Below are 21,131 nucleotides of genomic sequence, written 5' to 3'. Positions count from 1 at the left end.
GTGCTATCCAAGGAGGATTTCCTCAAGGGTGCGCGGATCGGCAGCGCGCGGATTGAGGTTAACGCCTGCGGCTATTCCGTCGATATGCTCTTCGATCCGCCGGGCGATCAGATCGGGATCCCCCGATTGCAGTGCTGCGAGGATCTCCGCGTGCTCGTTTCTGGTACAGACATCCTGCTGGCGGGTTCCGAACATCTGGATGATCAGGGATTCGCGCACGACGAGATCGTTGAGGTAGCGGCGCAGCGGCGCGTTTCCCGCGATCTCGGCGATCAGGATATGAAACTCGCCGGACAAGGCGACGACCTTGGCCCAGTCCGATTTTTCCTGTGCGGCCCGCTCCCGCGCGATGTGTTTTTCGAGCTTCCTGACCGATTGCGGCGTGAGATTCTGTGCCGCGATCCGGGCGATGGCCACTTCGATGCTTTTGCGGGCAGTGAAAAGGTCTTCCGCGTCCTGAACGGTGGGCTGGGCAACCGAGGCGCCCCGGTTGGCCTCCTGCTCAACGAGACCTTCGAAAGCGAGACGGTCCAAAGCCTTGCGCACGGCACCTCTCGATGCGCCGAGGATCTTGCCCAGCGGGATCTCGCGAAGCCGCGTGCCCGGCGCGAGTTTTCGCGTCAGGATCGCCTCGCGGAGTGACTGGTATATCGCATCCTCGGATGCCTGCGCAGGTTTCATAGGCTGAGGCCCGGACAATTTATGTGCCGAAGATACGAGCAAAACCGAGAGTTTCAAACACGCATTTGACGGCGGCGGCAATTGTCAGGCGGGTGGCAAGATATTGAATAAACGTTGAAATAATCGACTCTGCTGCAAAACTGTCGCGGATCGATCAATCATTGTGCGCAAAAATAACTTGAATTGTCGACAATCTGATCGCCTCAATCATGCAGAGGACTGGTGCTTTCTTGGCCGACGGTTTGCGGCCCGGGAATTGTTGGCATCGCCGCCCGATTGTCTGTTGAAAAAAATACAATGAGAGGATTTTCGCCGTGAACCACTTCCGTGCCATCGCTACCGCAATGACCTGCACTCTTGCTCTGACGGGAGTGGCGGAAGCCCAATCCATGCGTCTGATAACCCAGAACCAGGAACAACGCGCGCAGTACCCGGCCGAGGCCGAGGCGGTCGCAGCGCTTGCCGAGGCCGGCTTCGATGTCAGCCGCAGCGAATACCAGGCGGTCGGAATTGATCTTGCCGACGGTCTGCGCCTCTTGAGCACCGGCGCGTTCGACATGGCGACGATCCAGGTCGGCAGCGTCGCCAAGGACGACCCGTTTCTCGAGGGGATCGACCTCATCGGCGTGTCCACGAACATGGATGATCTGAAGTCCGCCGTGGACGCCTTCCGCGACGCGTTCAACGCGCGTCTCGAAGAGAAATTCGGGGTCACGGCCGCCGCGATCTGGCCGTTCGGTCCGCAGGTCTTCCTGTGCGGCGCGGAGATGTCCTCGCTCGATGATCTCGACGGGATGAAGGTCCGGTCGTTCACCGCCTCGATGTCGACGCTTCTGGAAAACCTCGGCGCGACCCCGGTCACGCTCTCCTTCCCGGAAGTCTACCCGGCGCTGCAACGGGGGGTCGCCACCTGCGGCGTGACCTCGCCGACCTCGTCCAATACCGGCAAATGGCCGGAGGTCACGACACATCTCTATCCGCTGTCGGTGTCGGGGTCGGTTCAGGCGCATATGGTCAACCTGGATTGGCTGAACGGCCTCAGCGAAGACGCCCGCGCCGCGTTCGAGGAAACCATGGCCGCGATGGAGGCGGAGCTCTGGGATGTGGCGATCAACACGAACGGCACCGCGCAATCCTGTTCGACGGGTGGCGAATGCCCGGAAGGCGGCATCTATACCTCCTACGACATGACGCTGGTTCCGGTGAGTGATGACGACAAGGCGCGCGTGGCCGAGATCTCGGTCTCGGCGGTGCTGCCCGAATGGGCAGAGAAGTGCGAGGCGTCCTATCCCGGTTGCAAGCAAATCTGGAACGACACGGTCGGTGCCGCCCGCGGCCTCTCGATCGACTGACGGCCGAAAGACGTGGAGGCGATCCTCAGGACCGTTGAACACATCGCTGCCGCGCTCGCGCTTGTCGCGGGCGCGGCAATCGCCGTTCTCGGGGCGCTGATCACCATCGACATCGTGGGGCGCGACTTCTTCGGCGCGTCGATCCAGGGGACGGACGAGATCGGCGGATATGTCCTGGCTTTCGTCGGATCATTGGGGATGGCCCTGACCCTGCTGCGGCGCGGGCATCCGAGGATCGAGATTTTCTTCCGGTTCTTCCCGCAGGTCTTGCGGGACTGTCTTCATGTGCTGGCTCAGATCGCCATGGCGGGCTTTGCCACCTTCATGGCCTGGCACGCCTGGGGCGAATTGCAGACGACGCTGCGGTTCGGTTCGATCACCAACACGCCGCTGCAGACGCCGCTCTGGGTGCCGCAGGGGGTCTGGGTGATCGGCATGATCTTCTTCGCCCTGACCGCCTGTCTGGCGACGGTTCACGCGCTGGTGCTTCTGTTCACAGACCGGGCAGCGATCGAGCGCCGCTACGGTGCGCCGACCGTCGAGGAAGAGGTGAGCCAATACGTTCATCCGGGGGCCGACGATGCTCGGGATTGAAGACGCGGCCGTCGGATTCGCGCTCCTCTTGTTCCTGCTGTTCATCGGGCTGCATATCGCCACCGCGCTCTTCATCGTCGCCATAACGGGCGCGTATGTCTTCATCGGGGATGCGATGATCCGCCCCTTCGGCACGATGATGTGGGGCACGCTCAACAACTTCCTGCTGGTCGCGATCCCGCTTTTCGTGCTGATGGGAGAGATCCTCGTCCGGGGCGGCGTGACGGAACGGATGTATCGTGCGCTCGCCGATTGGACGAAACCGCTACCGGGCGGATTGCTGCACACCAACATCGCCGCTTCCACCGTTTTCGCATCGATCTCGGGCTCGTCCGTCGCGACCGCCGCCACGATCGGCACGGTCGCCTTCCCGACCTTCCGCCGTCAGAACTATGCCGAGGCCTGGGTGGCGGGAAGCGTTGCCTCCGGTGCGACCCTGGGCATCCTGATCCCGCCGTCGATCAACCTGATCATCTACGGCGCGATCACCAACACGTCCATCGGTGCGCTCTTCACCGCGGGCATTCTGCCGGGGGTCATTCTGGCACTGTGCTTCATGCTGATGATCGCAGTTGCCTCGTTGCTGAACCCGGCGATCGCCGGACGGCCCGAGCCGATTGCGCCCTGGCCGGAGCGCAGGAAGAGGTTGACCGATCTGGTGCCCCCGCTCGTGATCTTCATCCTCGTGATGGGATCGATCTATCTGGGCTTCGCCACTCCGACGGAAGCCGCGGGCGTGGGCGTGATGGCGGCGCTGGCGCTGACCGCGTTCTACCGGACGCTCGGCTGGCTCATGCTGCGGGAAGCCATGATGTCGGCGGTCACGACCACGGGTATGACCCTTCTGATCCTCATCGCCGCCTTTTATCTGAACTTCGTTCTCGGCGTGCTCGGTGTCCCGGCGCAGGTCTCCGCTTTCGTGTCCACCTTCGATGTTGCGCCTCTGACCATGGTCCTGCTTTTGGTGGTTCTCTACATGCTGCTCGGCTGTTTTCTGGATGCACTGGCCATGATGATCGCCACGATCCCGATCGTTTTGCCGGTCGTCACCTTGCTGGGGTATGACAGCATCTGGTTCGGCATATTCCTTGTGCTGATGTGCGAACTGGCGCTGATCACGCCACCCGTGGGCATGAACCTCTACGTCACCCAAAGCGTCCGGGGCCGGGGCAATGTCGGCACGGTGATCGCTGGCGTGCTGCCCTTCGTGTTCTGCATCCTCGCCGTCGTCGCGATGATCGCGATCTTTCCGGGCATTCTGATCTGATGGCGCGACGGGTCCTTGTCGTGAACCCCAACACGTCGCCGGAGGTGACCGAGGCCTACCTCGCCGCCGCCCGCGCGGTGGCGCCGGATGACGTGGTCCTGACCGGGGTCACGGGACGGTTCGGGGCACGGATCGTTACGATCGAAGCCGAGAACATCATCGCGGGGCATTCGGCGCTGGACCTTGTGGCGGAGCATGTCGGGGGGCACGATGCCGTCATCCTCGCCATCTCTTTCGACACCGGTCTGGCCGCGCTGCGGTCGGTATTGGGCGTGCCGGTCGTCGGCATATCAGAGGCCGCGCTGCAGGTCGCATCGGCCGGCGGACGTCGCCCGGGCGTCGTGTTCTTCGGCGAAATCAGCCGGACGCTCTACGCATCCGTCCTAGAGCGCAACGGGATCGTTCCTGCGGGGATGGTCGCCATCGAGATCGGCGGCGCATCGGATTACCTGTCGCCCGAAGCGAAGGACGCCGCCGTCCTGGACGCCTCTTTGCGGTTGGCGGCAGAAGGGGCCGAGGCGGTCGTAATTTTCGGTGCCGCTATCGTTGGGATGGCGGCGCGGATCGAGGCTCGATCGTCCGTGCCGATCTTTGACGGGGTCGAGGCTGTCGCAGCCTGCCTTGGCGCAATGGCTTCCCATCGGCCACGACCCGCGGTCCGGCCATTGAGCGAAAGCGTGGGGCTGTCGCCTTCGCTGACCAGGCTCTTGAACGGCGACCTGCGATGACTGCGCCGGTGCTCTTCCGCAATGTCCGGCTGCTGGATCTCGACGCGGAAGACGGCATGACGGCGACGACCGAGCTTTTGGTGCAGGGCGGGAGCATCGCCGCGACTGCGCCGCAGGCCGTACCGGACAATGCCCGCGTCATCGAGGGAAACGGCGATCTTCTGATGCCGGGGCTGATCAACGCGCATTTCCATTCCTCGGTGAACCACATGAAGGGGCGATTGCCCTGCCTGCCGCTGGAGCTGTTCATGCTCTACGAAAGCCCGGCGCTGGACACTCTCAGGCCCACGCCAAGGCAGGCTTATCTGCGGACCATGCTGGGCTGCATCGAGATGCTGCGGGCGGGTACGACCGCGGTGATGGACGATTGCTTTTTCGTGCCCGAGCCCACGCCGGAGATCATTGACGCGGTGGCTCAGGCCTATACCGACAGCGGTATCCGCGCGACGCTGGCCCTCGATGAACCCGAGCTTTCGGAACTGGAAAAGCTGCCTTTTCTGGAAGAGATTGCGCCCGAAGCGCTGCAAGCCGGGCTCGGACGGCGGCCCCGGCTGTCGGCGCAGGACTTGCTCGGGCTTTACGATCACCTGATCGGCAAATGGCACGGTACCGAGGATGGCCGTATCGGCGCGGCCGTGTCCTGCTCGGCGCCGCAGCGCGTCAGTCCGGAATATTTCGCCGCGATCGACGCACTGAGCGCCAAGCACGATCTGCCGGTCTTCGCGCATATGCTCGAAACCCGGCTTCAGCGCGTCCTCGGCCAGGAGAAGTTCGGTGGCCGGTCACTGGTGCGATACACGAGCGATCTTGGGCTTCTGTCGGACCGAATGCAGGTGATCCATGCCATCTGGGTCGATGCCGACGACCTTGACCTCATTGCGGAGGCGGGGGCGAACATCGCGCATAATCCGATCAGCAACCTCCGCCTCGGCTCGGGCGTCATGCCGCTGCGCGAAATGCTGGAGCGGGGCATTACGGTCTCTCTCGGCGTCGATGAGGCCATTGCGGATGACGCGGTGAACATGTGGTCGGTGATGAAGACCGCCGGAATGATCCATACGCTTTCGGGCGACGATCCCGACCTCTGGCCGACAGCGCGCGAGGTGCTGCGTGCGGCGACCGTCGGCGGCGGCGCGGCCATGCGGCGACCCGGTCTCGGAACGCTTGAGGTCGGCGCGCCCGCCGATCTGATCCTCGTGGACCTGTCGTCGCTGGCGTTTCTGCCACTGAACGATCTCGTCCGGCAACTGGTGCATGTCGAGACCGGCACATCGGTCCGGCTGACCATGGTCGCGGGGCGCGTGGTTGCCGATAACGGGCATGTCACGTCGGTCGATGAAGCGGCGTTGCTGGACGAAGCGCGGGAGGTCTTCGGGGCGCTCGCGCCGGTCCTGCGCCGTGCCGCCGAGGAAGTGTCGTATCTGCTGCCGGTCTATCGCGCGATGCACGACCGCGCAGTCGCGGTGGACGTGGACATGACGCGGAAACTCGGGAAGGGTCTCGCGTGACAATGCCGTGGACATACTCGGCCATCCCGAGCCGTCGTGAGGGCACCTGGCCGAACGGTGCCCGCGTCGCGCTATGGGTTGCCGTGGGGATCGAGAGCTATCGCCCGGATGACGGCATCACGGAAGACATCCTGCCGCGCGGACCGGCGCCGGATCTCGTGAATGCCGCCTGGCGCGACTATGGCAACCGTGTCGGCGCCTTCCGGCTGTTCGAGCGGCTGTCGGGCATTGGCATCAGGCCTGCGGTTCTGCTCAACACCGATGTCTACGATGAGGCCCCCGAGGTGCGTGCCGCAGCACGCGCAGCGGGATCGGAGATCGTCGGGCATGGGCGTTCGAATTCCGAGAGCCTGACGACGCTGCCGCCGGGCGAAGAGGAGGCTTATATGTCCGGTGTCGCCGCCCGGATCGAAGCCGTGGAGGGCACGAGGCCGAAAGGCTGGTCGTCGCAATGGCTCGCCCACACGCCGACATCCCTGGGGAGCCTCGCCGCCGCCGGGTATCGCTATTTGCTCGATTTGCGGCTGGACGACCAGCCGGTCTGGCTGGACACCGGGGCAGGGCGGATCCTTGCCATTCCCTATGCGGCCGAACTCAATGACAGCACGACGATGATCGGGCGGCAGATGGATGCGCGCCGCTTTGCCGATATGATCCGGGACGAGGCGGCGGAGCTCTTGGCGTCAAGGCAGCCGGTGGTGATGAGCGTCGTGCTGCACAGCTTCATCTCCGGGCAGCCGTGGCGCTTGCGTCCGATTGCGGACGCGCTGGCCGAGGTGGCCGCGACAGACGGCGTCTGGTGCGCCACGCCGTCGGAGATACACGCCGCCGTCGTGTCCGATCCCGACCTCGCAGCCGGGTAAGCGATGCGCATTCTGTTCCTGAACCCCAACACGTCCGACGCCATGGCTGAGGTCATGGCATCCGAGGCCCGCCGGATCGTTTTCACTTAGAAAAACCTGCCGAACGAGGACCTGGTGACCGGGCTCTTCAATGACGTGATCCTGCGTTGCGGCGCGACCGAGATCGCGCTTGCCGACATGCGGCAGGGCAGCGCACCTGTCCAAGCGGGCGACACCGTGGCGGCGGGCCAGCCCTTGCGCGGGGTCAGCGATTTCGGCGCGTCGCGCGAGACGCCCCCGCGCATCCATGCGCAACGGCCCGTCCAGTCTTGTGCACAGGGTATCTCGGACGATCCGCTTGGCCTGAGGATCGACAGGCGACCCCGGAGCGCGGCCGCAGGGTGAATTGAGTGCGCTCGGCGGAACCGGTGAAAACCGTGGCGCCCGCTCGGCGGTCATCCTTCTTGCGCACCGGGCGCGGCGGCCACCGTGGCCAAATCGGTCCGGCCGTTGAGAACGTCCTCAAGCAGGATGCGGGTCGCGACATCCGGTTCCTCGAAAACCGGGCTGTGGGCGGAGTTCTCGAACAGGTAGAACCCCTTCACCGGGGCCTCTATCGCGTCGAAATAGCCGCGCGAGAGATCGGGATTGGCGGTCTGGTCGTGCCGAGCGACAAAGAAATAGACCGGAAGCCCGAACTCGGTCAGACGTGCGCTCAGGTCGTCGCGGATCAGGTCGTCCCAAAAAACGGCCGCGACCAGAGCTTGCCACGCCAGATGTTGACCTTCTCGCTGAGGGTGTAGGCGCGCACCCGCCACGTCGGCAGGAAGATGCCCGTAATGACCGAGTCGATGTCGCGGGTATGCCCGACGCCGATCCGGTGCATCGCGGCATCGCGCAGCCGCATCCATTCGGGCGAGGTGCCCGCCTCCATGCTGACCGGCGCGGCTTCGAGCCGGTGCACCATCGAGATGTCGTCCCGCGCCCGGTAGGCGGCGATCAAGTACGCGCGCGCCATGATCTCGGAGCGCAGCTGGTGCACGATCTGGGCCATGCCCACATATGCGCGGAACCGATCCGGTGCGGCGGCAGCGACCTGGATACCGAGATAGGCGCCCCAGGAATGGCCGAGCAGGAGGATCCGGTCCTGGCCGAAACGGTCACGAAGATAATCGGCGACCTCGACCGTGTCCGAGATCATCTGCTCCATCGTCATGGTCTCGGGCGGGATGTCCGGCGAGAAGGACATACCCGCCCCGCGCTGTTCCCACCAGACCATGGTGAAGTGGTTCTCGAGGCCGGTGGGGTAGTCCTGTTCCATGAAGAACTCGACCATCCCCGGACCGCCATGCAGAAACAGCAGGACCGGGTTCGACGGATCCGCGCTCTGGATGAACATCCCCTGCGGGATGCCACCGATCTCGACGGTTACACGCTCGGACAGGCTGCCCGGGATCGGGTTTTCGCCGGGGTCGCGCAAGGGCGCCAGGCGGCCGGGGCTGATGGCGACAAGGTAGGCAAGGCCCCCGGCGACCGCGAGGAGAAGAGACGCCAGGATCATGATGCGCATCTTACTACCCCGCCGAGCTGAGAGCCGTGTCGCGTGTGACGAGCGCGGTGCGGTCAAGCACTCCGCCACCACGGATCGCGGTGAATCCGGTATGGGGTGCGTCGGCGATGAGTATCTTTCGCGCCATCCTTGGCTCTCCGGTGCATGATTGAACGATCACGTCGGGTGCAAGGCGTCATGTCGCGGATCACGCCTCGAAAGCGGCCGCGGCAATGCACCCGCGGCCCAAAGGAAACCTCGGCGCTGCATCACACCAGCACCGCCTCGACGGGCCGTCTGAGCGACATCGGCAGCGCCGGCGCGCGTCCGAACCGGATCACCAGGTTCGGGCGGGCGCCGGGAATGCCCAGCCAGTCGGCGAAGGCGGGGCGCACCGACAAGACCTCGACCGGCATGTTGAGATGTGCGTTGCGGATGCCGAGCGCGGTGGCCTGAAGCGAAAAGCGCTCGAAACTGCGTCCGACCCGGATCCAGTGCGCGGGGTCGTCGCGGTCGCCGACGAAGACGGCGATCCCGGCGGAGGAATCGACATGGCTGCGGTATTTCTCGTTCTCGGCATCCTTGGTGAAGAAGGACCGGAAGAGCCGCGAGCCGATGAAATCCGGAACTACGGGGTTGCCAGAGCAGGCTGCGAATAGCCCGTCGCCTGTCTCGACCGCGCGGAAAGGGCTGAACCGGATCCAGTCCTCCAATTCCTGCACGAAGGCCGGGTCGTCCACCTGTGCGCTGTTCCCGGCGATGACGAAGTCGAGGATCGCGTCCAGATCCGAGCGCTCGGTAAAGAGCATCAGATTGACGCCATCCTCCCGCGCCGCATTCTCGAGCAGGCGCAAGTCCTCCGTCGAGACGGATTGCCCGTCGTAGACCGACCGCGTCGATTGCCGGAACGGGATCGCCTCGTAGAGCGGTCCTTGCGCCGCAGCCGAAGGCGACAGCGCGATCTCGATCTGCGCCTCGGCACCGGTCCCGATGGCGATATCGGCTGCGCGACCCTGCGCCGCGGCGGCGATTACCAGGTTCTCTGCCGCGCATCCCAGGCTGACGAAGAGGTGATGGTCGTCGGGATCGACGATTTCGGTGCGGCGCGTGAGATCGGGAAGGATCGTGACACTGTCCTCGGCAAGCCGGAACTTCCACGGCTGTGTGTTGTGCCCGTTAGCCGCCAGCGTCGCCATGCGCACGAGCTCCTTGAGGTCGGGATCGTTGCCGAGAAGGCGCCGTTGCCGCTCGACCTCCTCGCGATACCCGTCCATGCGCGGCCACAGGCCGTAGCCGACCGCTCCGAGTGCGGCGACGGAAAGGCCCGCGCCGATCAGTGTTCTTCTTGTCATGAAGGCCATTTTTCGAATTCCCAAATCAGATGCTGCCGCTTCTGTCTTCGCTCAGGGGTCTGTTCATCGGTTCTCACCACCGTCGGCATTGCCGATCGCGAGATCGGCCAGCGCCGCCTCCAGCGCCGGGACAAGGTCGGTGTCGTCGTCGGCGATCCCGACATCGGTGTTGATCTGGAAGGCGACCGTCACGCTGTGATCGGCGTAGTGGCGCAGGCTGGAAACATAGCCCGGGATCCAGCCGCCATGCCCGTAGACGGGACCGCGTGGCGTGTCCGAATGGATCGCGACACCTGCGCCATAGAGAACGCCAGGCGCTTCGGGGGAGACCGGGACACCGTCCAGCACCCGATCGAGATAGGGACCCTCCAGCGCCTCTCCGCCGAACAGCGCTTGGCCCCAACGGGCGAGGTCGCGCGACGTGGAGAGAAAGCCGCCCCCGGTCCATTCCATGCCGGGATCCCAGAGGAGACGCCCGTCGGCATCCGCCGTCCGCTCCGGCAGGCCGAAGGGGTTGTTCTGGGCCACGTAGCCGATGGCGACACCCGGGAGGTCGGGCCGGTCGGCAGGCGCAGTGTTGTCGAGCCCCAACGGGTCGAGAAACCGCGCGGTCACGAGGTCGAAAAACCCGTCACCGCTGACCTTCTCGATCACGAGGCCGAGGAGCAGATACCCCGTATCGGTGTAGGCCCAGCCCGATCCGGCCGGAAACAGCGGCTCCGCGTCCAGAACGAAGGCGATGGCCTCTTCAGGTCCGATTGCCGCGCCACCGCTCGCCATCCGCATACCCATGTCGGCCTGAAAGGATGCGATATGGACGTGGTCCGGCAGGCCGGACGTGTGGCGCAGAAGGTCTTGCACCGTCATCGTGGCATGGTTGGGCAGGCGCGCGACCCAATCGCGGTGGCCGAGGTGCTTGGAGACGGGATCGGTCAGGGACAAAAGGCCCTCATCCTCTAGCGCGAGCACGGTGACCGCCACGAAGGTCTTGCCGATGCTCGCCGCCAGCATGGGGGTGTCCGGTGTCATTGGCCTGCGGGCCTCAAGGTCGGAAAAGCCTATGGCGGCCGTCACCACGGGACCACCGGGCGATGCGATGGCCGCCGTCACGCCCGGGAACCCGTACTTTTCGTGAAAGCCGGCCAGAACGCCTTGCAGGCGGGTCTGGAGCGTGTCGGCGGCAACCGGTGCCGCGATGGCCCACAGCGCTGCGATAACGACGGAACCGACACCGGGCCTCATCGCCGATCCTCGTCCGGGATCACGTCCGTCACCGCGCCGTCGCGCGAGAACATCTCGTCGCGTTTCCACCAGACGATGACAGCCGCCACGCCGATGAGGATCCAGCTGTCCCAGGGCTGCGCGTCCGGCCAGAACGGGTTGATGAGCTGCCAGTGGAACAGCATCGGAAGCAGAAGGCTGCCATGAGACGCGTTGAACATCGGCGTCACCAGAACCGCCAGCGTGATGTTGCCGATCAGAAACGGCAGGAAACTCCAGTTTTCGTAGACCACGCCCGCGAGGTAGAACGCCGGCAGATGCCATATGCCCCACACCGTGCCGATCAGCGCACCGGCCCAGACCGGGGCCAGGTATCGCTGCAGCAATGGCTGGGCGACCCCGCGCCAGCCGAACTCCTCGACGGGCCCGAGAAAGAGCATCATGAACATGAGGCCCAACATGGCGCCCGCGCCCTCGGGCGGCATCGGCGCGATCAGCGGCCCGCCCTTGATCAGCGACCCGGCCATGAAGACCAGCGGGATCCCGACAAGAATGAACAGCCACCACGCGGCCGGGCAGCGCCAGATCAGAAGCCGTGTCAGGAACCGTTTCAGGCCAGTAATCCCGCCATAGAGCAAGACGAGGCAGAGCCCTGCGAGGGCGGGGGACCAGGTGGCGAGGAAGTAGAGCGGGTGCGCACCACTGACTGCGCCGAAACGGGCACTCATTGCGTCTGGCCAGAATATGTAGCTGCCGATCACACCCCAGGTGATCGCGAAGGTCAGGACAAGAAACACAAGGATCGACCAGGCCGGGAGGCGTCTTGTCGGTATTTCCAGAGCGTGGGCCATTCGAATCACCTGACAGGAAAGGGCCTTTTCGATTGTGAATTCTTTTCGAAGATCGGGTCTGCTGACATGTTCTGGATCAAACGGCCGCGGCGCTGCCAGCAATTGCGGGCGATTTCTGGGACCTTTGCGGTGGAGAGATTGGGAAAATTCCCGTTTAATCAATGTCATGGCCGCTTAGTGCGCAAAATCGTGGGCAACCCAATGTCAAGGTTCGCGAAGAGCGCGAAAGCAGCGATCCGCGCAGACGCGCGAATTCGCACTTCGGTCGCATGTGGCGAGTTCAGGCGACGCCGGGAGAACGACAAATCTGCGCCTACGGCACGGGTAGTTTTTCCGCAGAGAAACGGGCAGGGGTTGAGCCACAACAGGCCACTTGGTCTCAAAGCTTGCTGTAAATGGATCGTAGACTGCCTCGGCTGGCCTTCAATCAGCGTGCCGGGCTTGTCGACGATCTCGGTGTCGACCCGCGTCAGGCGTTCCCGCGCCTCGGCATCCTCGATCAGCATCCCGGCCCACGCACCGCGCTCCGCGGCGGCGGCTTTGATCGAGATCGGCGTGGCGAGGCGCGCAAATCCTCCTGCGCGGTCACACCTGCCGCGGCAACGGTCGGTCCCCGGGCTCGAGGGTCGGCAGGCGGTCTTCCGTCAGCCCTCGACCGCGGGAGCCGGCATCCGGAACGTGAAACGGATCACGTCACCCGACGTGACCACGAGCAGGCCGCCATGGGCCTTGGCGATCTCCGAGGCGATGTAGAGCCCGAGGCCCAGCCCTTTTCGGCCTTCCGTGCCGAGCTTCACGAACGGATCGAACAGCTTCTCCAGCGCCCCGAGCGGGATCGGCGCGCCCCGATTGCAGACGCTGATCTCGAGCGCCCCCGGCGCCGATGTCGTGGCCTCCACACTCACCGGCTCTTCGGGATCGCCATGAGCCAGCGCGTTCCCCAGCAGGTTCGATACCAGTTGCCCGATCCGCCAGACATCGCAGGGAACGTCGTGGGCAAGGGATAGATCGAGCCGAACCGCGCGGTCCGGCTCGGCGGCCCGCAATTCGTCCACTGCCTGTCTGATCGCCGCTTCCAGGTCGCCACTTCTGAGATCGAGCACGATGCCGCCACCGAGCCGGTTGCGGGCGAAATCAAGCACATTGTCAATCAGGCGCGACATCCGCTGGATGCTGCCCTGCATCAGCCGGAGGATCTCGGCCTCCTGCGCTTCGCCCGGACGCCGAGACAGCATCCGGACGCCGGAGGACATCGCGGCCAGGGGATTGCGCAGGTCGTGACCGAGAACCGCGACGAATTGCTCGCGCAGTTCGCCCTGCCGCTGCGCCAGAGACAGCCGGACCTCGGCATCGGCGCGGGCCTGCAGCAGCTCCCGCTCGAAATCGCGGCGCGCGCCGGCCTTCAGCATGACCAGACGGGTCAGGCGCTCCTCTCCCTCGCCGCGGGTGTCGGCACTCATCATGACGGCAACCTTGGCGCCGTCCCTCGCCTTGAGGTCGAGGCTGACGCCCGCCACCTCGTGCTGGAGCCGGAGGAGCGGCAGGAGACTGGTCTCGAACACAACGGCGCTGGCAAGCCCGAAGATCGCCGTTGCCTCGCCACCTTCAAGCTCTGCGGCCGGGATGCCGAGCCATCGGGACAGGGTCGCGTTGACCGAAACCACGCGGCCGAGATGATCCATGACGAGATAGCCGCAGGGCGCATCTTCGACGGCGCTCCCGGCCGGTCCCGCATCGCGATCCGGCGTCATTCAGAGAAAGGCGCGCATCGCCGCCACGACCTGGTCGGGCGCGCTGAGGTTCGGACAATGCCCGGTCGCGTCGAGCACGACCATTTCGCTGTCGGGCACGTGGTCGCGGACATAGGCGCCGATGGCCTCGGAGGCGAGGATGTCCTGCCGGCATTGCAGGATCAGCGTCCGGGCCGCGACCTTGGGCAAATCGGCGCGGTTGTCGGCACTGAAGATCGCGCGGGCGAAGTCGCTTGCGATGCGGGGATCGAGGCGGCAGAAGCTTTCGGTCAGTTCGGCGCCCAGCATCGGCTGGTCGGGCGTGCCCATGATCGCCGGCGCCATGGAGGCCGACCACGCCAGCGGGTTTTCCTCGAGCGCGGCGATCAGCTCGTCGATATCGGCCTGGCTGAAGCCGCCCGGATAGCCGACATCGTCGACATAGCGCGGCGAGGGGCAGACCATCACCAGCGTTCCGAACATCGCCGGCGCGCGGATCGCCGCCAGCGCCCCGATCATCGCGCTGACGGAATGGCCGACGAAGATCGCATCGTTCAGGTCCAGCGCGTGCCCGATCTCGACCACGTCCTGGGCATAGCCGTCCAGCGTGCGGTATCGGTCGGGGTCGTAGGCGGTGACGTCCGATCCGCCCGCGCCCACGTAATCGAAGGTCACGACCGTGAAACGATCGGCGAATTGCGGCGCGACGTGGCGCCACATCGTCTGGTCGCAGCCGAAGCCATGGGCAAAGACCATCACCCGGTCTCCCGAACCTGTGACCCTGAAATTGTTTCGTTTTAGCGCAGACACGAGTGATCCCACCGGACATCCTTAGGTTAACGACCGCTAAACCATTACGGCCGCAAACCAAAGAACCAAGTTGCGAGGTCGCGGGGCTGCCGCGCGCCGGGGCAGGGGGCGGAACCAAACCGCCCAAGAGCGGGTTGACCTCGCGAAGGTCATAGCCTTCCGCAACAACAGGAAGCGCTTCATGTCCGGCATCCAGACAATCGACCCGACCACGGAAGACCTCATCGTCACCTATGATCTCATGAGCGAGGACGAGGCGGTCGGGCGCGTCGAGGCATGCCACCGCGCCTTCGAGGACTGGCGCCGGATGTCCCATGCGGAGCGCGCCCCGGTACTGCGCGACGTCGCGGCTTCGCTACGCGAGAATTCCGACAAGCTTGCCCGGCTGATGACACGGGAGACCGGCAAGCTTCTGCGCGACGGAGCGCGGGAGGTCGAACTATGCGCGGCGATCTTCGACTACACCGCCGAGCATGGGCCCGAGCTGCTGGCCGACGAAGAGCGCACCCATTCCGGCGGCGAGAAGTCCGGGATCGTCGCGTATTGTCCTATCGGCGTGGTCTACAGCATCCAGCCGTGGAATTTCCCGGTCTACCAGCCGGTCCGCGTCCTTGCCGCGAACCTGATGGCCGGCAACGGGGTCGTCCTGAAACACGCGGGCATCTGCACCGGAAGCGGGCTGTTGCTTCGCGAGATCTGCGTCAAGGCGGGCTTGCCAGAGGATCTGTTCCAGGTCGTGATCGTCGATCACGACACCTCCGACAGGATCATCGAACACCCGCTCGTCCGCGGCGTCACGATGACCGGCAGCGACGGGGCTGGCAGCCATATCGGCGCGCAGGCCGCGAAGAACCTCAAGAAATCAGTGCTGGAGCTGGGGTCGAACGATGCCTACCTCGTCCTCGAGGACGCGGATGTCGCGCTGGCGGTGAAGACCTGCGTCACGGGCCGCCTCTTCAACAACGGCGAGACCTGCGTGTCGGCCAAGCGCTTCGTGGTGACCGACAAGGTCTACGACGCCTTCATGTCGGACTTCGTCGAGCAGATGCAGGCGATCCGGATGGGCGATCCCACCGACGACGACACCGAGCTCGGCCCGCTGGCCAGCAAGGAGCAGTTCGAGACCGTCTCGAAGCAGGTCAGCGAAAGCGTCGCGAACGGCGCAACGATCCTCTGCGGCGGCACCCCGCCCGACGGGAAAGGATATTTCTATCCCGCCACCGTCCTTGCCGATTGCAAGCCGGGCATGCCCGCCTATGACGACGAGATCTTCGGCCCGGTCGCCGCGGTGATCCGCGCGAAGGACGACGAGGACGCGATGCGCATCGCCAATGACAGCCGCTACGGGCTGGGCGGCGGCATCTTCTGCGGCGACGAGGAGCGAGCCGTGCGCCTGGCGCGCGACCATTTCGACACCGGCATGGTGCGGATCAACAGCTTCGGCGCGGCGGATCCCAACATGCCCTTCGGCGGCGTGAAGGATTCCGGCTTCGGGCGCGAGCATGGCGGGTTCGGCATGAAGGAATTCGTCAACGTCAAGGCGATCTATCGCGCCTAGAGCGGGCCGACCTATAGCGGTCACCACGCCCGCCTCGACGGCAACACTTCTTTTCAGGGATGCACCCGATGATCGACATTCACTGCCTTCAGTATTCCCGCGCGGTGCGCGTCGTCTGGCTGATGGAGGATCTCGGTCAAGGCTACAACCTGATCGAATATCCGCGCACCGATGCGTTTCGCGCGCCCCCGGCGCTTGCCGAAGTGCACGAGCTCGGCAAGTCCCCGGTCGTCGAGGACGGCAAGCTCGTCCTCGCGGAATCCGCCACGATCCTGCGCTATCTCGTCGACAAATTCGCCGACACGACCCACCGGCCGGACACCGGGACGCGGGAGTTCTGGCAGCATGAGGAGCTTTTTGACTATGTCGAAAGCGCCTTTGCGGCCGCGGCGATGGGTGTCTTGCTGCCCGCCATGACGGGCAGCGCGCCGTCGGACGATGGGTCGTGTCGGCGCCTTCGGTGTCTTCCTCGAGGGCGAACTGCTCGACCGGATCGGTCTTGGCACCGTAAGGGTGGCGGCCGAGGAACCGCGGCATGGCAAGGCCCAGGTAGCGCGCATCCTCGCTTTCCCGAAGCGCGCGCCAGGCGGCATATTCCGGGGTCTGGAAGATCTTGGTCAGGTCACGCGGATTGGCCAGCTCGTCCCAGCCGTCCATCTGAAACAGGGTCGGATCGGCGCCGGTCAGGAAGGGCGCGTGGGCTGCCGCTGCGATCTTCGACATCTCGCCCAGAAGCTCGACGTCCTTGGGGCTGTGATCGAAATGATAGTCGCCCACGAGGCAGGCATAAGGCTCGCCGCCGAACTGGCCAAATTCCTCTTCGTAGATCTTCTTGAAAACCGGTGATTGATCCCAGGCCGTGCCTTTGAATTTGCGCAGCGTCTTGGACAGATCTTTTTTCGAGACATCCATGAAGCGGATTTTCAGCATCTCGTCCGTTTCGGTATTGTTCACGAGGAAATGCAGCCCGCGCCAGGCGCTTTCGAGTTGCTGGTATTCGGGGTGGTGGAGCACGTGGTTGATCTGCTCGGTGAGCTTGGCATCGATCTCGGCCACGATCGCCTCGATCGAGCGCAGGGCGTCATCCGAGACAAGCGCCTCGTTCTGCAAGACCTGCTCGGCGAGCGTTTTCACGGCCTCTTCCACGGCCGTTTTCGCCTGCGCCGATTTCGGGCGGAATTCCCTATGCAGCAGATCGGCGAAATCCGTCGAGGCGAAAATCGTGCCGGTCTGCGCGTCTGCGCTGATCTGGGTCGCTTCAGTCATTGGCTTTTTCCTCATCTTCGGACGTCGCGGCGGGAGCCTGAGCCAGAGCTTTCAGCAGGGAAGGGTCGTTGATGATCTTTGCCATCAAGTCTTCGGCACCGGTCTTTCCGTCCATGTAAGTGCTGAGGTTCTGCAGTTGGGTTCGCGCCTCGAGCAGTTTTTTCAGCGGTTCGACCTTTTCGGCGACGGCGGCGGGCGAGAAATCGTCCATGCTCTCGAAGGTCATGTCGACCGCGAGATTGCCGTCGCCCGTAAGCGTATTGGGCACCGTGAAGGCCGCGCGCGGCTGGATCGCCTTCATCCGGTCGTCGAAATTGTCCACGTCAATTTCGAGGAACTTGCGGTCGGCCACGGCGGGCAGGGGCGTTTCGGACTTGCCCGAGAGGTCCGACATCACGCCCATCACGAAGGGCAGCTGGATCGTCTTGTCAGCGCCGTAAAGCTCCACATCGTATTCGATCTGGACCCTCGGGGCGCGGTTGCAGGCGATGAATTTCTGGCTGCTTGCCATGGTCCGTTCCTTTCCTCATCAGGCTGGCATCGCCCGCGGAGGGCGCCGTTCTGTCAGTAAGTGCCCTCTTCCCCCTCATCGGGTTCAAATCCGCCGATCAAAGCGACGTTCTGAACGCCTTCGGGCGCCATATCCTTCATGATCGTGACGAAATCGGCCGAGACGAGGCGCTTGGCGCGGGCAAGAAGAATGGGCAGGGGGCTCGAAGGCTCAAAGCGCGCGTAATAGGCCATGATCCGGTCAAGCGCGGCCTTGACGTCCTGCGGGGTGGTGATCGCGCCGCCTGCTGCCGGGAGAGCCGCGGGTGCGTGTGCGGCACCCTGCTGAGCGGGGATATCCTCTCGGGCTTCCGCTGCTCCGTAGGGAGCAAGCCTTCTGCGGATGTCACCGAGCATCCTCGCCAGGGCCTCGAGGTCCGGGCCTTCTGCCCCGAGATGCGTGTCAAACGTCGCCGAAATCGCCTTCAGGGAAGCCGTCGCGGCTGCAAGCGCGCCGAGCGTTTCGTCTAAGGCCTCGGCGCCCGCGTCCTGAAACGCCGCATGAACGGTCTGGCTGTCGGGAATGCGGTCAAGGCCTTCGGGAGGCACCGCATCGCCGCTTGCGTATTCCAGATCGCGCAACGAGATCCGGCCGAAGGCGCGGCTTTCGATCAGGGGCGCGCGGCGCAGGGAGGCCAGAACGCCGTCTCGTGCTGCCAGTGCGAGGACGGCATTGACCCGCATCGTCGGATCGCCGTCATCCTCGTCGAGCCGTGGATGAACGCTCTCCCAATACTGCGCGAGCGCGCCTTCGATGAAGCCAAGCGCGCGGGCAAGCCCTGCAAGCCCCGAGGTCCTCAGTTCGGCATTGGCCAGCGTCACGGCCACGCGCAGATCGTGGGTCCGGGCCAGAAGACGCTCGGCCTGCCGTGCCACGTCTTCGAAATCCGGGTCGGCGGCGGGGATCAGGCTGTCGCCTATGACGCGCTCTTCGGTGGGTTTCGCGGCCATCTCGAGGGCCACGAAATCCGTGTCGTATTCGAGATCCTCGCCGCAGGGAGCGTCCTCGCTGATGGGATCGAGAAGAGTGTTGGGGTCAAGAATGTTCGGATCCGTTCGGAATGTTTGCCCGTGCATCGGCCAGAAAGCGGGTATGGGCATCCGGTTCGTTGTTCAGATCGGCAAGGCGATCGAGAAGCTGGGTCAGGGATGCCGAGGCTGCCGCCTCGCGCCGGACAAGCGGTCGGGCAATGGGCCCCAGATGCGGTAGCAGCGCGTCGGTGGTTGCCGCGATGTGCACTTGGGTCACCGAGCCCGCGCTCCGGTCGGCAGAGAGGTATCTTGCCATGGCCTGGCGAAGGTGTTCGCGTTCGGGGCCTTCTGCAACTTCGGCCAGGATCTGCTCCATGAGATCGCTCTGATCCACCGCCGTTTGAGCCGCGCGTCGCGCAACGATCTTGCCAATGGGTCCGATCCGCCCCACGAGGCTTTCTTCCAGCCCGCGCATCGTCTCGTTCGAGAGCCATCCGATCATCGTTTGCGGTGCGGGGCCGGTCGGTTTGGCCGCGGCAATCGTGGTCTGGCCGGGGTTGCCCATCTCAAGCGCCGCGGCAAGAGCCTTTCGCATTTGCGCCGCGCTGGCATGGCGGCGGGTCAACTCAGGTGAGATCGCCGTCATCACCACTGCATCGAGCGCCCGCGGCAGGCCGGGCACCAGCGCGGACGGGGGGTCTACAGTCTCTCCCTTTGAGGCGCGCATCACCGCCTCTATCCCGCCGCCCTCGTAGGGCAGGCGGCCGGTGTGCACCTTGTAGAGCACCACGCCTGTTGCATAGATATCGGCCCTGTCATCGACCTCTTCGCCGGAGAATTGCTCGGGCGCCATGAAGGAGGACGTGCCGATCATGCCGGCGCTGGTCCGGTCGGCCTGGGAAAAGCGCGCGATTCCGAAATCCGTGAGCTTTACGGTGCCGTTTTCTGTCAGCATCACTTTGGCGGGCTTCATGTCGCCGTGGATGATGCCTTCGGCATGGATCGCACTCAGGCCGTCGAGGATCTGTGCGAACATCGTGCCAACGTCGCCAAGCGTGAGGGCGTCGGGCTGGGCCAACCGGTCCTCGAGCGTGTGAGCCTGCAACCGCTCCATCACGAGGAAGGGTTGGCCGTCCTGTTCGAGGTAGTCGAAGATCGTCACAAGGTTGGGATGCAGAACCCGGCCCGCCGCGCGGGCTTCGCGCGAGAAGCGCGCCAGCCAGTCCGCGCCGCTGTCGGTGTCGATCAGGTGGCGGTGGATGGTCTTGATCGCCACGATGCGGTCGATGTCGGCGTCATGGGCCTCGTAGACCACCCCCATGGCACCTGCGCCCAGCTGCCTGCGGATCTGATACTTGCCGATCCTGAGCGGCCTTTGGGGCGCGATCTGTGTCTGATCGGTCATTGCGGGTCGTCCTCCAGCATGCGCAGGGCCCGGTCGAGGCTGCGGCGCATGCGGTTGAAGGAACCGGCGAGCGATCCGATTTCGTCTTTCGAAACGCGCGCGTATTCGGCCACGGAGAAATCGCCCAGGCTGACCCGCTCGGCCATTTCCGTCAGATAAGTGACGGGGCGAATGACAATCCGGGTGAGCAGCATGTTTGTGACGATGAGTACCAGCAGGAAAGATGCCGCAAGAACGCCCGCGACCATCACTGCCGTGTCCTCTGCGCGTTCGGCAATCACCTTGAGCGGCACGGTGATGATCTGCGCGCCCACGGTTTCATTCATCTGCCATCCGAAACCATTCACGGTGCCATAGAGGTCGACCATGGCCGGCGGCGCAATGTCGGGCGTGGCATGACAGTTCAGGCAGCCAGGGTTCTTGATCGTAATCGGAAAGGCCATGGCCAGCACCGGGCCTTCCTCGGAGGCGACCTCAGCGGTCAGTCTTTGAAGATCCGGGTCTGCGCGAAACTGCTCGATCATCCGGGCTTCCTGCGGTGTCGGCAGGTCGTCCGGGTTGGTCGGATTGAGAGCGGCTTCCTTGTAGGTGTATTTCGGAAAGTCTTCCGTCACTGCCTCAAATACGGTGCGTGCGGCAAAGGAGGTGACGGCTTCGGGCTGAAACAGGATGTCGCCATCATCCGACAAAAGCGGCTCGATATGTTCGAGCGTGTAGTTGCGCACGGCATTGGCGTTGGTGCGCATCAGCTGCGCTTCGCGTTCCACGTCCCGCAGCGCCGTTTCCTGGACCAGCGTATAGCTTAGCCCGGCGGCAAATAGGACGCCAAGAAGGCTCGCTGCGATCAGAACAGCGTTGTACTTGAAGCGTAATCCCATGAAATGCGATCCTTCTGT

At 64.5% G+C, this 21,131-nt stretch carries 21 protein-coding genes and 2 pseudogenes; 9 read left to right on the top strand and 14 right to left on the bottom strand.

All coding sequences use genetic code 11. The features are described from left to right. Nucleotides 1–3: 3 nt before the first annotated feature. Nucleotides 4–762 carry a GntR family transcriptional regulator gene (locus BW990_RS14880; protein ID WP_143526221.1) on the bottom strand — a complete coding sequence of 253 codons (759 nt, stop codon included), beginning with the start codon at nucleotides 760–762 and terminating at the stop codon, nucleotides 4–6. Between the two features lie 308 nt (nucleotides 763–1,070). Here BW990_RS14880 and BW990_RS14875 point away from each other — a divergent pair, with 308 nt between their 5' ends. The 7 genes from BW990_RS14875 to BW990_RS14845 all read left to right on the top strand — a co-directional run bounded on the left by BW990_RS14875 (nucleotide 1,071) and on the right by BW990_RS14845 (nucleotide 7,377). Then, a complete protein-coding gene (locus BW990_RS14875; RefSeq protein WP_234990271.1) occupies nucleotides 1,071–2,033 on the top strand; it encodes a TRAP transporter substrate-binding protein in 963 nt (320 codons plus the stop codon). Between the two features lie 12 nt (nucleotides 2,034–2,045). Beyond that, nucleotides 2,046–2,627 (top strand): TRAP transporter small permease, encoded by a 582-nt coding sequence (locus tag BW990_RS14870; RefSeq protein ID WP_076449116.1) that lies wholly within the window; start codon nucleotides 2,046–2,048, stop codon nucleotides 2,625–2,627. Beyond that, complete coding sequence (locus BW990_RS14865; protein ID WP_076449114.1) at nucleotides 2,614–3,894, top strand: TRAP transporter large permease; 1,281 nt, start codon at nucleotides 2,614–2,616, stop codon at nucleotides 3,892–3,894. Before BW990_RS14870 ends, BW990_RS14865 begins: the two co-directional genes overlap by 14 nt. Beyond that, nucleotides 3,894–4,622 carry an aspartate/glutamate racemase family protein gene (locus BW990_RS14860; RefSeq protein ID WP_076449112.1) on the top strand — a complete coding sequence of 243 codons (729 nt, stop codon included), beginning with the start codon at nucleotides 3,894–3,896 and terminating at the stop codon, nucleotides 4,620–4,622. The genes BW990_RS14865 and BW990_RS14860 overlap by 1 nt, the downstream gene beginning before the upstream one ends. Then, the gene (locus BW990_RS14855) at nucleotides 4,619–6,130 is read left to right on the top strand and encodes an amidohydrolase family protein (protein ID WP_076449110.1); all 1,512 of its coding nucleotides are present in this window, start codon (nucleotides 4,619–4,621) and stop codon (nucleotides 6,128–6,130) included. Before BW990_RS14860 ends, BW990_RS14855 begins: the two co-directional genes overlap by 4 nt. Nucleotides 6,131–6,132: 2 nt before the next feature. After that, on the top strand, nucleotides 6,133–6,993 hold the full coding sequence (locus tag BW990_RS14850) for a polysaccharide deacetylase family protein (RefSeq protein ID WP_076449108.1): 861 nt from the start codon (nucleotides 6,133–6,135) through the stop codon (nucleotides 6,991–6,993). A gap of 114 nt (nucleotides 6,994–7,107) precedes the next feature. Next, nucleotides 7,108–7,377, top strand: a complete 270-nt coding sequence (locus BW990_RS14845; RefSeq protein WP_076449106.1) for a hypothetical protein — start codon at nucleotides 7,108–7,110, stop codon at nucleotides 7,375–7,377. 50 nt (nucleotides 7,378–7,427) lie between these two features. Here BW990_RS14845 and BW990_RS21510 read toward each other — a convergent pair whose 3' ends face one another. The 8 genes from BW990_RS21510 to BW990_RS14810 form a co-directional block, all read right to left on the bottom strand. Beyond that, nucleotides 7,428–7,790, bottom strand: a complete 363-nt coding sequence (locus tag BW990_RS21510; protein WP_143526219.1) for an alpha/beta hydrolase family protein — start codon at nucleotides 7,788–7,790, stop codon at nucleotides 7,428–7,430. Continuing rightward, a complete protein-coding gene (locus tag BW990_RS14840; RefSeq protein WP_083950627.1) occupies nucleotides 7,703–8,542 on the bottom strand; it encodes an alpha/beta fold hydrolase in 840 nt (279 codons plus the stop codon). Before BW990_RS14840 ends, BW990_RS21510 begins: the two co-directional genes overlap by 88 nt. A gap of 248 nt (nucleotides 8,543–8,790) precedes the next feature. Then, nucleotides 8,791–9,873: an Acg family FMN-binding oxidoreductase gene (locus BW990_RS14835; RefSeq protein ID WP_083950633.1), complete on the bottom strand. Its 1,083-nt coding sequence runs from the start codon at nucleotides 9,871–9,873 to the stop codon at nucleotides 8,791–8,793. Between the two features lie 63 nt (nucleotides 9,874–9,936). Beyond that, nucleotides 9,937–11,115, bottom strand: a complete 1,179-nt coding sequence (locus BW990_RS14830; protein ID WP_076449102.1) for a serine hydrolase domain-containing protein — start codon at nucleotides 11,113–11,115, stop codon at nucleotides 9,937–9,939. Continuing rightward, nucleotides 11,112–11,945 (bottom strand): CPBP family intramembrane glutamic endopeptidase, encoded by an 834-nt coding sequence (locus BW990_RS14825; RefSeq protein WP_076449100.1) that lies wholly within the window; start codon nucleotides 11,943–11,945, stop codon nucleotides 11,112–11,114. The genes BW990_RS14830 and BW990_RS14825 overlap by 4 nt, the downstream gene beginning before the upstream one ends. Nucleotides 11,946–12,109: 164 nt before the next feature. Further along, a complete protein-coding gene (locus BW990_RS14820) occupies nucleotides 12,110–12,451 on the bottom strand; it encodes a hypothetical protein (RefSeq protein ID WP_076449098.1) in 342 nt (113 codons plus the stop codon). Between the two features lie 138 nt (nucleotides 12,452–12,589). Continuing rightward, the gene (locus tag BW990_RS14815) at nucleotides 12,590–13,696 is read right to left on the bottom strand and encodes a PAS domain-containing sensor histidine kinase (protein WP_076449096.1); all 1,107 of its coding nucleotides are present in this window, start codon (nucleotides 13,694–13,696) and stop codon (nucleotides 12,590–12,592) included. Further along, entirely contained in the window at nucleotides 13,697–14,431 is a 735-nt protein-coding gene (locus tag BW990_RS14810) for an alpha/beta fold hydrolase (protein ID WP_083950626.1), read from the bottom strand. Nucleotides 14,432–14,666: 235 nt separating this feature from the next. On the opposite strand from BW990_RS14810, the gene BW990_RS14805 reads away from it, so the two are divergent. Further along, nucleotides 14,667–16,043 carry an NAD-dependent succinate-semialdehyde dehydrogenase gene (locus BW990_RS14805; protein WP_076449092.1) on the top strand — a complete coding sequence of 459 codons (1,377 nt, stop codon included), beginning with the start codon at nucleotides 14,667–14,669 and terminating at the stop codon, nucleotides 16,041–16,043. A 59-nt stretch (nucleotides 16,044–16,102) separates the two neighbouring features. Further along, nucleotides 16,103–16,285: pseudogene (locus BW990_RS22305) on the top strand (glutathione S-transferase family protein); the annotation flags it as partial. A gap of 208 nt (nucleotides 16,286–16,493) precedes the next feature. Here the strand turns inward: BW990_RS22305 and tssC are convergent. The 5 genes and pseudogenes from tssC to BW990_RS14775 all read right to left on the bottom strand — a co-directional run. After that, a pseudogene (gene tssC / locus BW990_RS14795) lies at nucleotides 16,494–17,309 on the bottom strand (type VI secretion system contractile sheath large subunit); the annotation flags it as partial. Then, on the bottom strand, nucleotides 17,302–17,820 hold the full coding sequence (tssB, locus tag BW990_RS14790) for a type VI secretion system contractile sheath small subunit (protein WP_076449079.1): 519 nt from the start codon (nucleotides 17,818–17,820) through the stop codon (nucleotides 17,302–17,304). The gene tssB and the pseudogene tssC, both read right to left, overlap by 8 nt. A 53-nt stretch (nucleotides 17,821–17,873) precedes the next feature. After that, complete coding sequence (tssA, locus tag BW990_RS14785; RefSeq protein WP_076449076.1) at nucleotides 17,874–18,935, bottom strand: type VI secretion system protein TssA; 1,062 nt, start codon at nucleotides 18,933–18,935, stop codon at nucleotides 17,874–17,876. Further along, entirely contained in the window at nucleotides 18,895–20,235 is a 1,341-nt protein-coding gene (locus BW990_RS14780; protein WP_076449073.1) for a serine/threonine-protein kinase, read from the bottom strand. The genes tssA and BW990_RS14780 overlap by 41 nt, the downstream gene beginning before the upstream one ends. Further along, nucleotides 20,232–21,113, bottom strand: coding sequence for a c-type heme family protein (locus BW990_RS14775; protein ID WP_076449070.1), 882 nt, complete (start codon nucleotides 21,111–21,113; stop codon nucleotides 20,232–20,234). The genes BW990_RS14780 and BW990_RS14775 overlap by 4 nt, the downstream gene beginning before the upstream one ends. Between the last annotated feature and the right edge of the window lie 18 nt (nucleotides 21,114–21,131).

The organism is Roseivivax lentus (assembly GCF_900156805.1).
GTDB classification, from domain to species: Bacteria; Pseudomonadota; Alphaproteobacteria; order Rhodobacterales; family Rhodobacteraceae; genus Roseivivax; species Roseivivax lentus.
Note: the sequence above shows the minus strand (reverse complement) of the source record. Positions and strands in the feature narration are given on the sequence as shown.

What these genes read in the sequence shown, in the direction of transcription:
- BW990_RS14810 (WP_083950626.1), bottom strand. Translation starts at nt 14,431, where the DNA reads ATGGTCTTTGCCCATGGCTTCGGCTGCGACCAGACGATGTGGCGCCAC.
- BW990_RS14830 (WP_076449102.1), bottom strand. Translation starts at nt 11,115, where the DNA reads ATGAGGCCCGGTGTCGGTTCCGTCGTTATCGCAGCGCTGTGGGCCATC.
- BW990_RS14840 (WP_083950627.1), bottom strand. Translation starts at nt 8,542, where the DNA reads ATGCGCATCATGATCCTGGCGTCTCTTCTCCTCGCGGTCGCCGGGGGC.
- BW990_RS14865 (WP_076449114.1), top strand. Translation starts at nt 2,614, where the DNA reads ATGCTCGGGATTGAAGACGCGGCCGTCGGATTCGCGCTCCTCTTGTTC.
- BW990_RS14875 (WP_234990271.1), top strand. Translation starts at nt 1,071, where the DNA reads ATGCGTCTGATAACCCAGAACCAGGAACAACGCGCGCAGTACCCGGCC.
- BW990_RS14860 (WP_076449112.1), top strand. Translation starts at nt 3,894, where the DNA reads ATGGCGCGACGGGTCCTTGTCGTGAACCCCAACACGTCGCCGGAGGTG.
- BW990_RS14805 (WP_076449092.1), top strand. Translation starts at nt 14,667, where the DNA reads ATGTCCGGCATCCAGACAATCGACCCGACCACGGAAGACCTCATCGTC.
- tssB (WP_076449079.1), bottom strand. Translation starts at nt 17,820, where the DNA reads ATGGCAAGCAGCCAGAAATTCATCGCCTGCAACCGCGCCCCGAGGGTC.
- BW990_RS14850 (WP_076449108.1), top strand. Translation starts at nt 6,133, where the DNA reads ATGCCGTGGACATACTCGGCCATCCCGAGCCGTCGTGAGGGCACCTGG.
- BW990_RS14775 (WP_076449070.1), bottom strand. Translation starts at nt 21,113, where the DNA reads ATGGGATTACGCTTCAAGTACAACGCTGTTCTGATCGCAGCGAGCCTT.
- BW990_RS14825 (WP_076449100.1), bottom strand. Translation starts at nt 11,945, where the DNA reads ATGGCCCACGCTCTGGAAATACCGACAAGACGCCTCCCGGCCTGGTCG.
- tssA (WP_076449076.1), bottom strand. Translation starts at nt 18,935, where the DNA reads ATGCACGGGCAAACATTCCGAACGGATCCGAACATTCTTGACCCCAAC.
- BW990_RS14820 (WP_076449098.1), bottom strand. Translation starts at nt 12,451, where the DNA reads ATGCTGATCGAGGATGCCGAGGCGCGGGAACGCCTGACGCGGGTCGAC.
- BW990_RS14780 (WP_076449073.1), bottom strand. Translation starts at nt 20,235, where the DNA reads ATGACCGATCAGACACAGATCGCGCCCCAAAGGCCGCTCAGGATCGGC.
- BW990_RS14855 (WP_076449110.1), top strand. Translation starts at nt 4,619, where the DNA reads ATGACTGCGCCGGTGCTCTTCCGCAATGTCCGGCTGCTGGATCTCGAC.
- BW990_RS14835 (WP_083950633.1), bottom strand. Translation starts at nt 9,873, where the DNA reads ATGACAAGAAGAACACTGATCGGCGCGGGCCTTTCCGTCGCCGCACTC.
- BW990_RS14815 (WP_076449096.1), bottom strand. Translation starts at nt 13,696, where the DNA reads ATGACGCCGGATCGCGATGCGGGACCGGCCGGGAGCGCCGTCGAAGAT.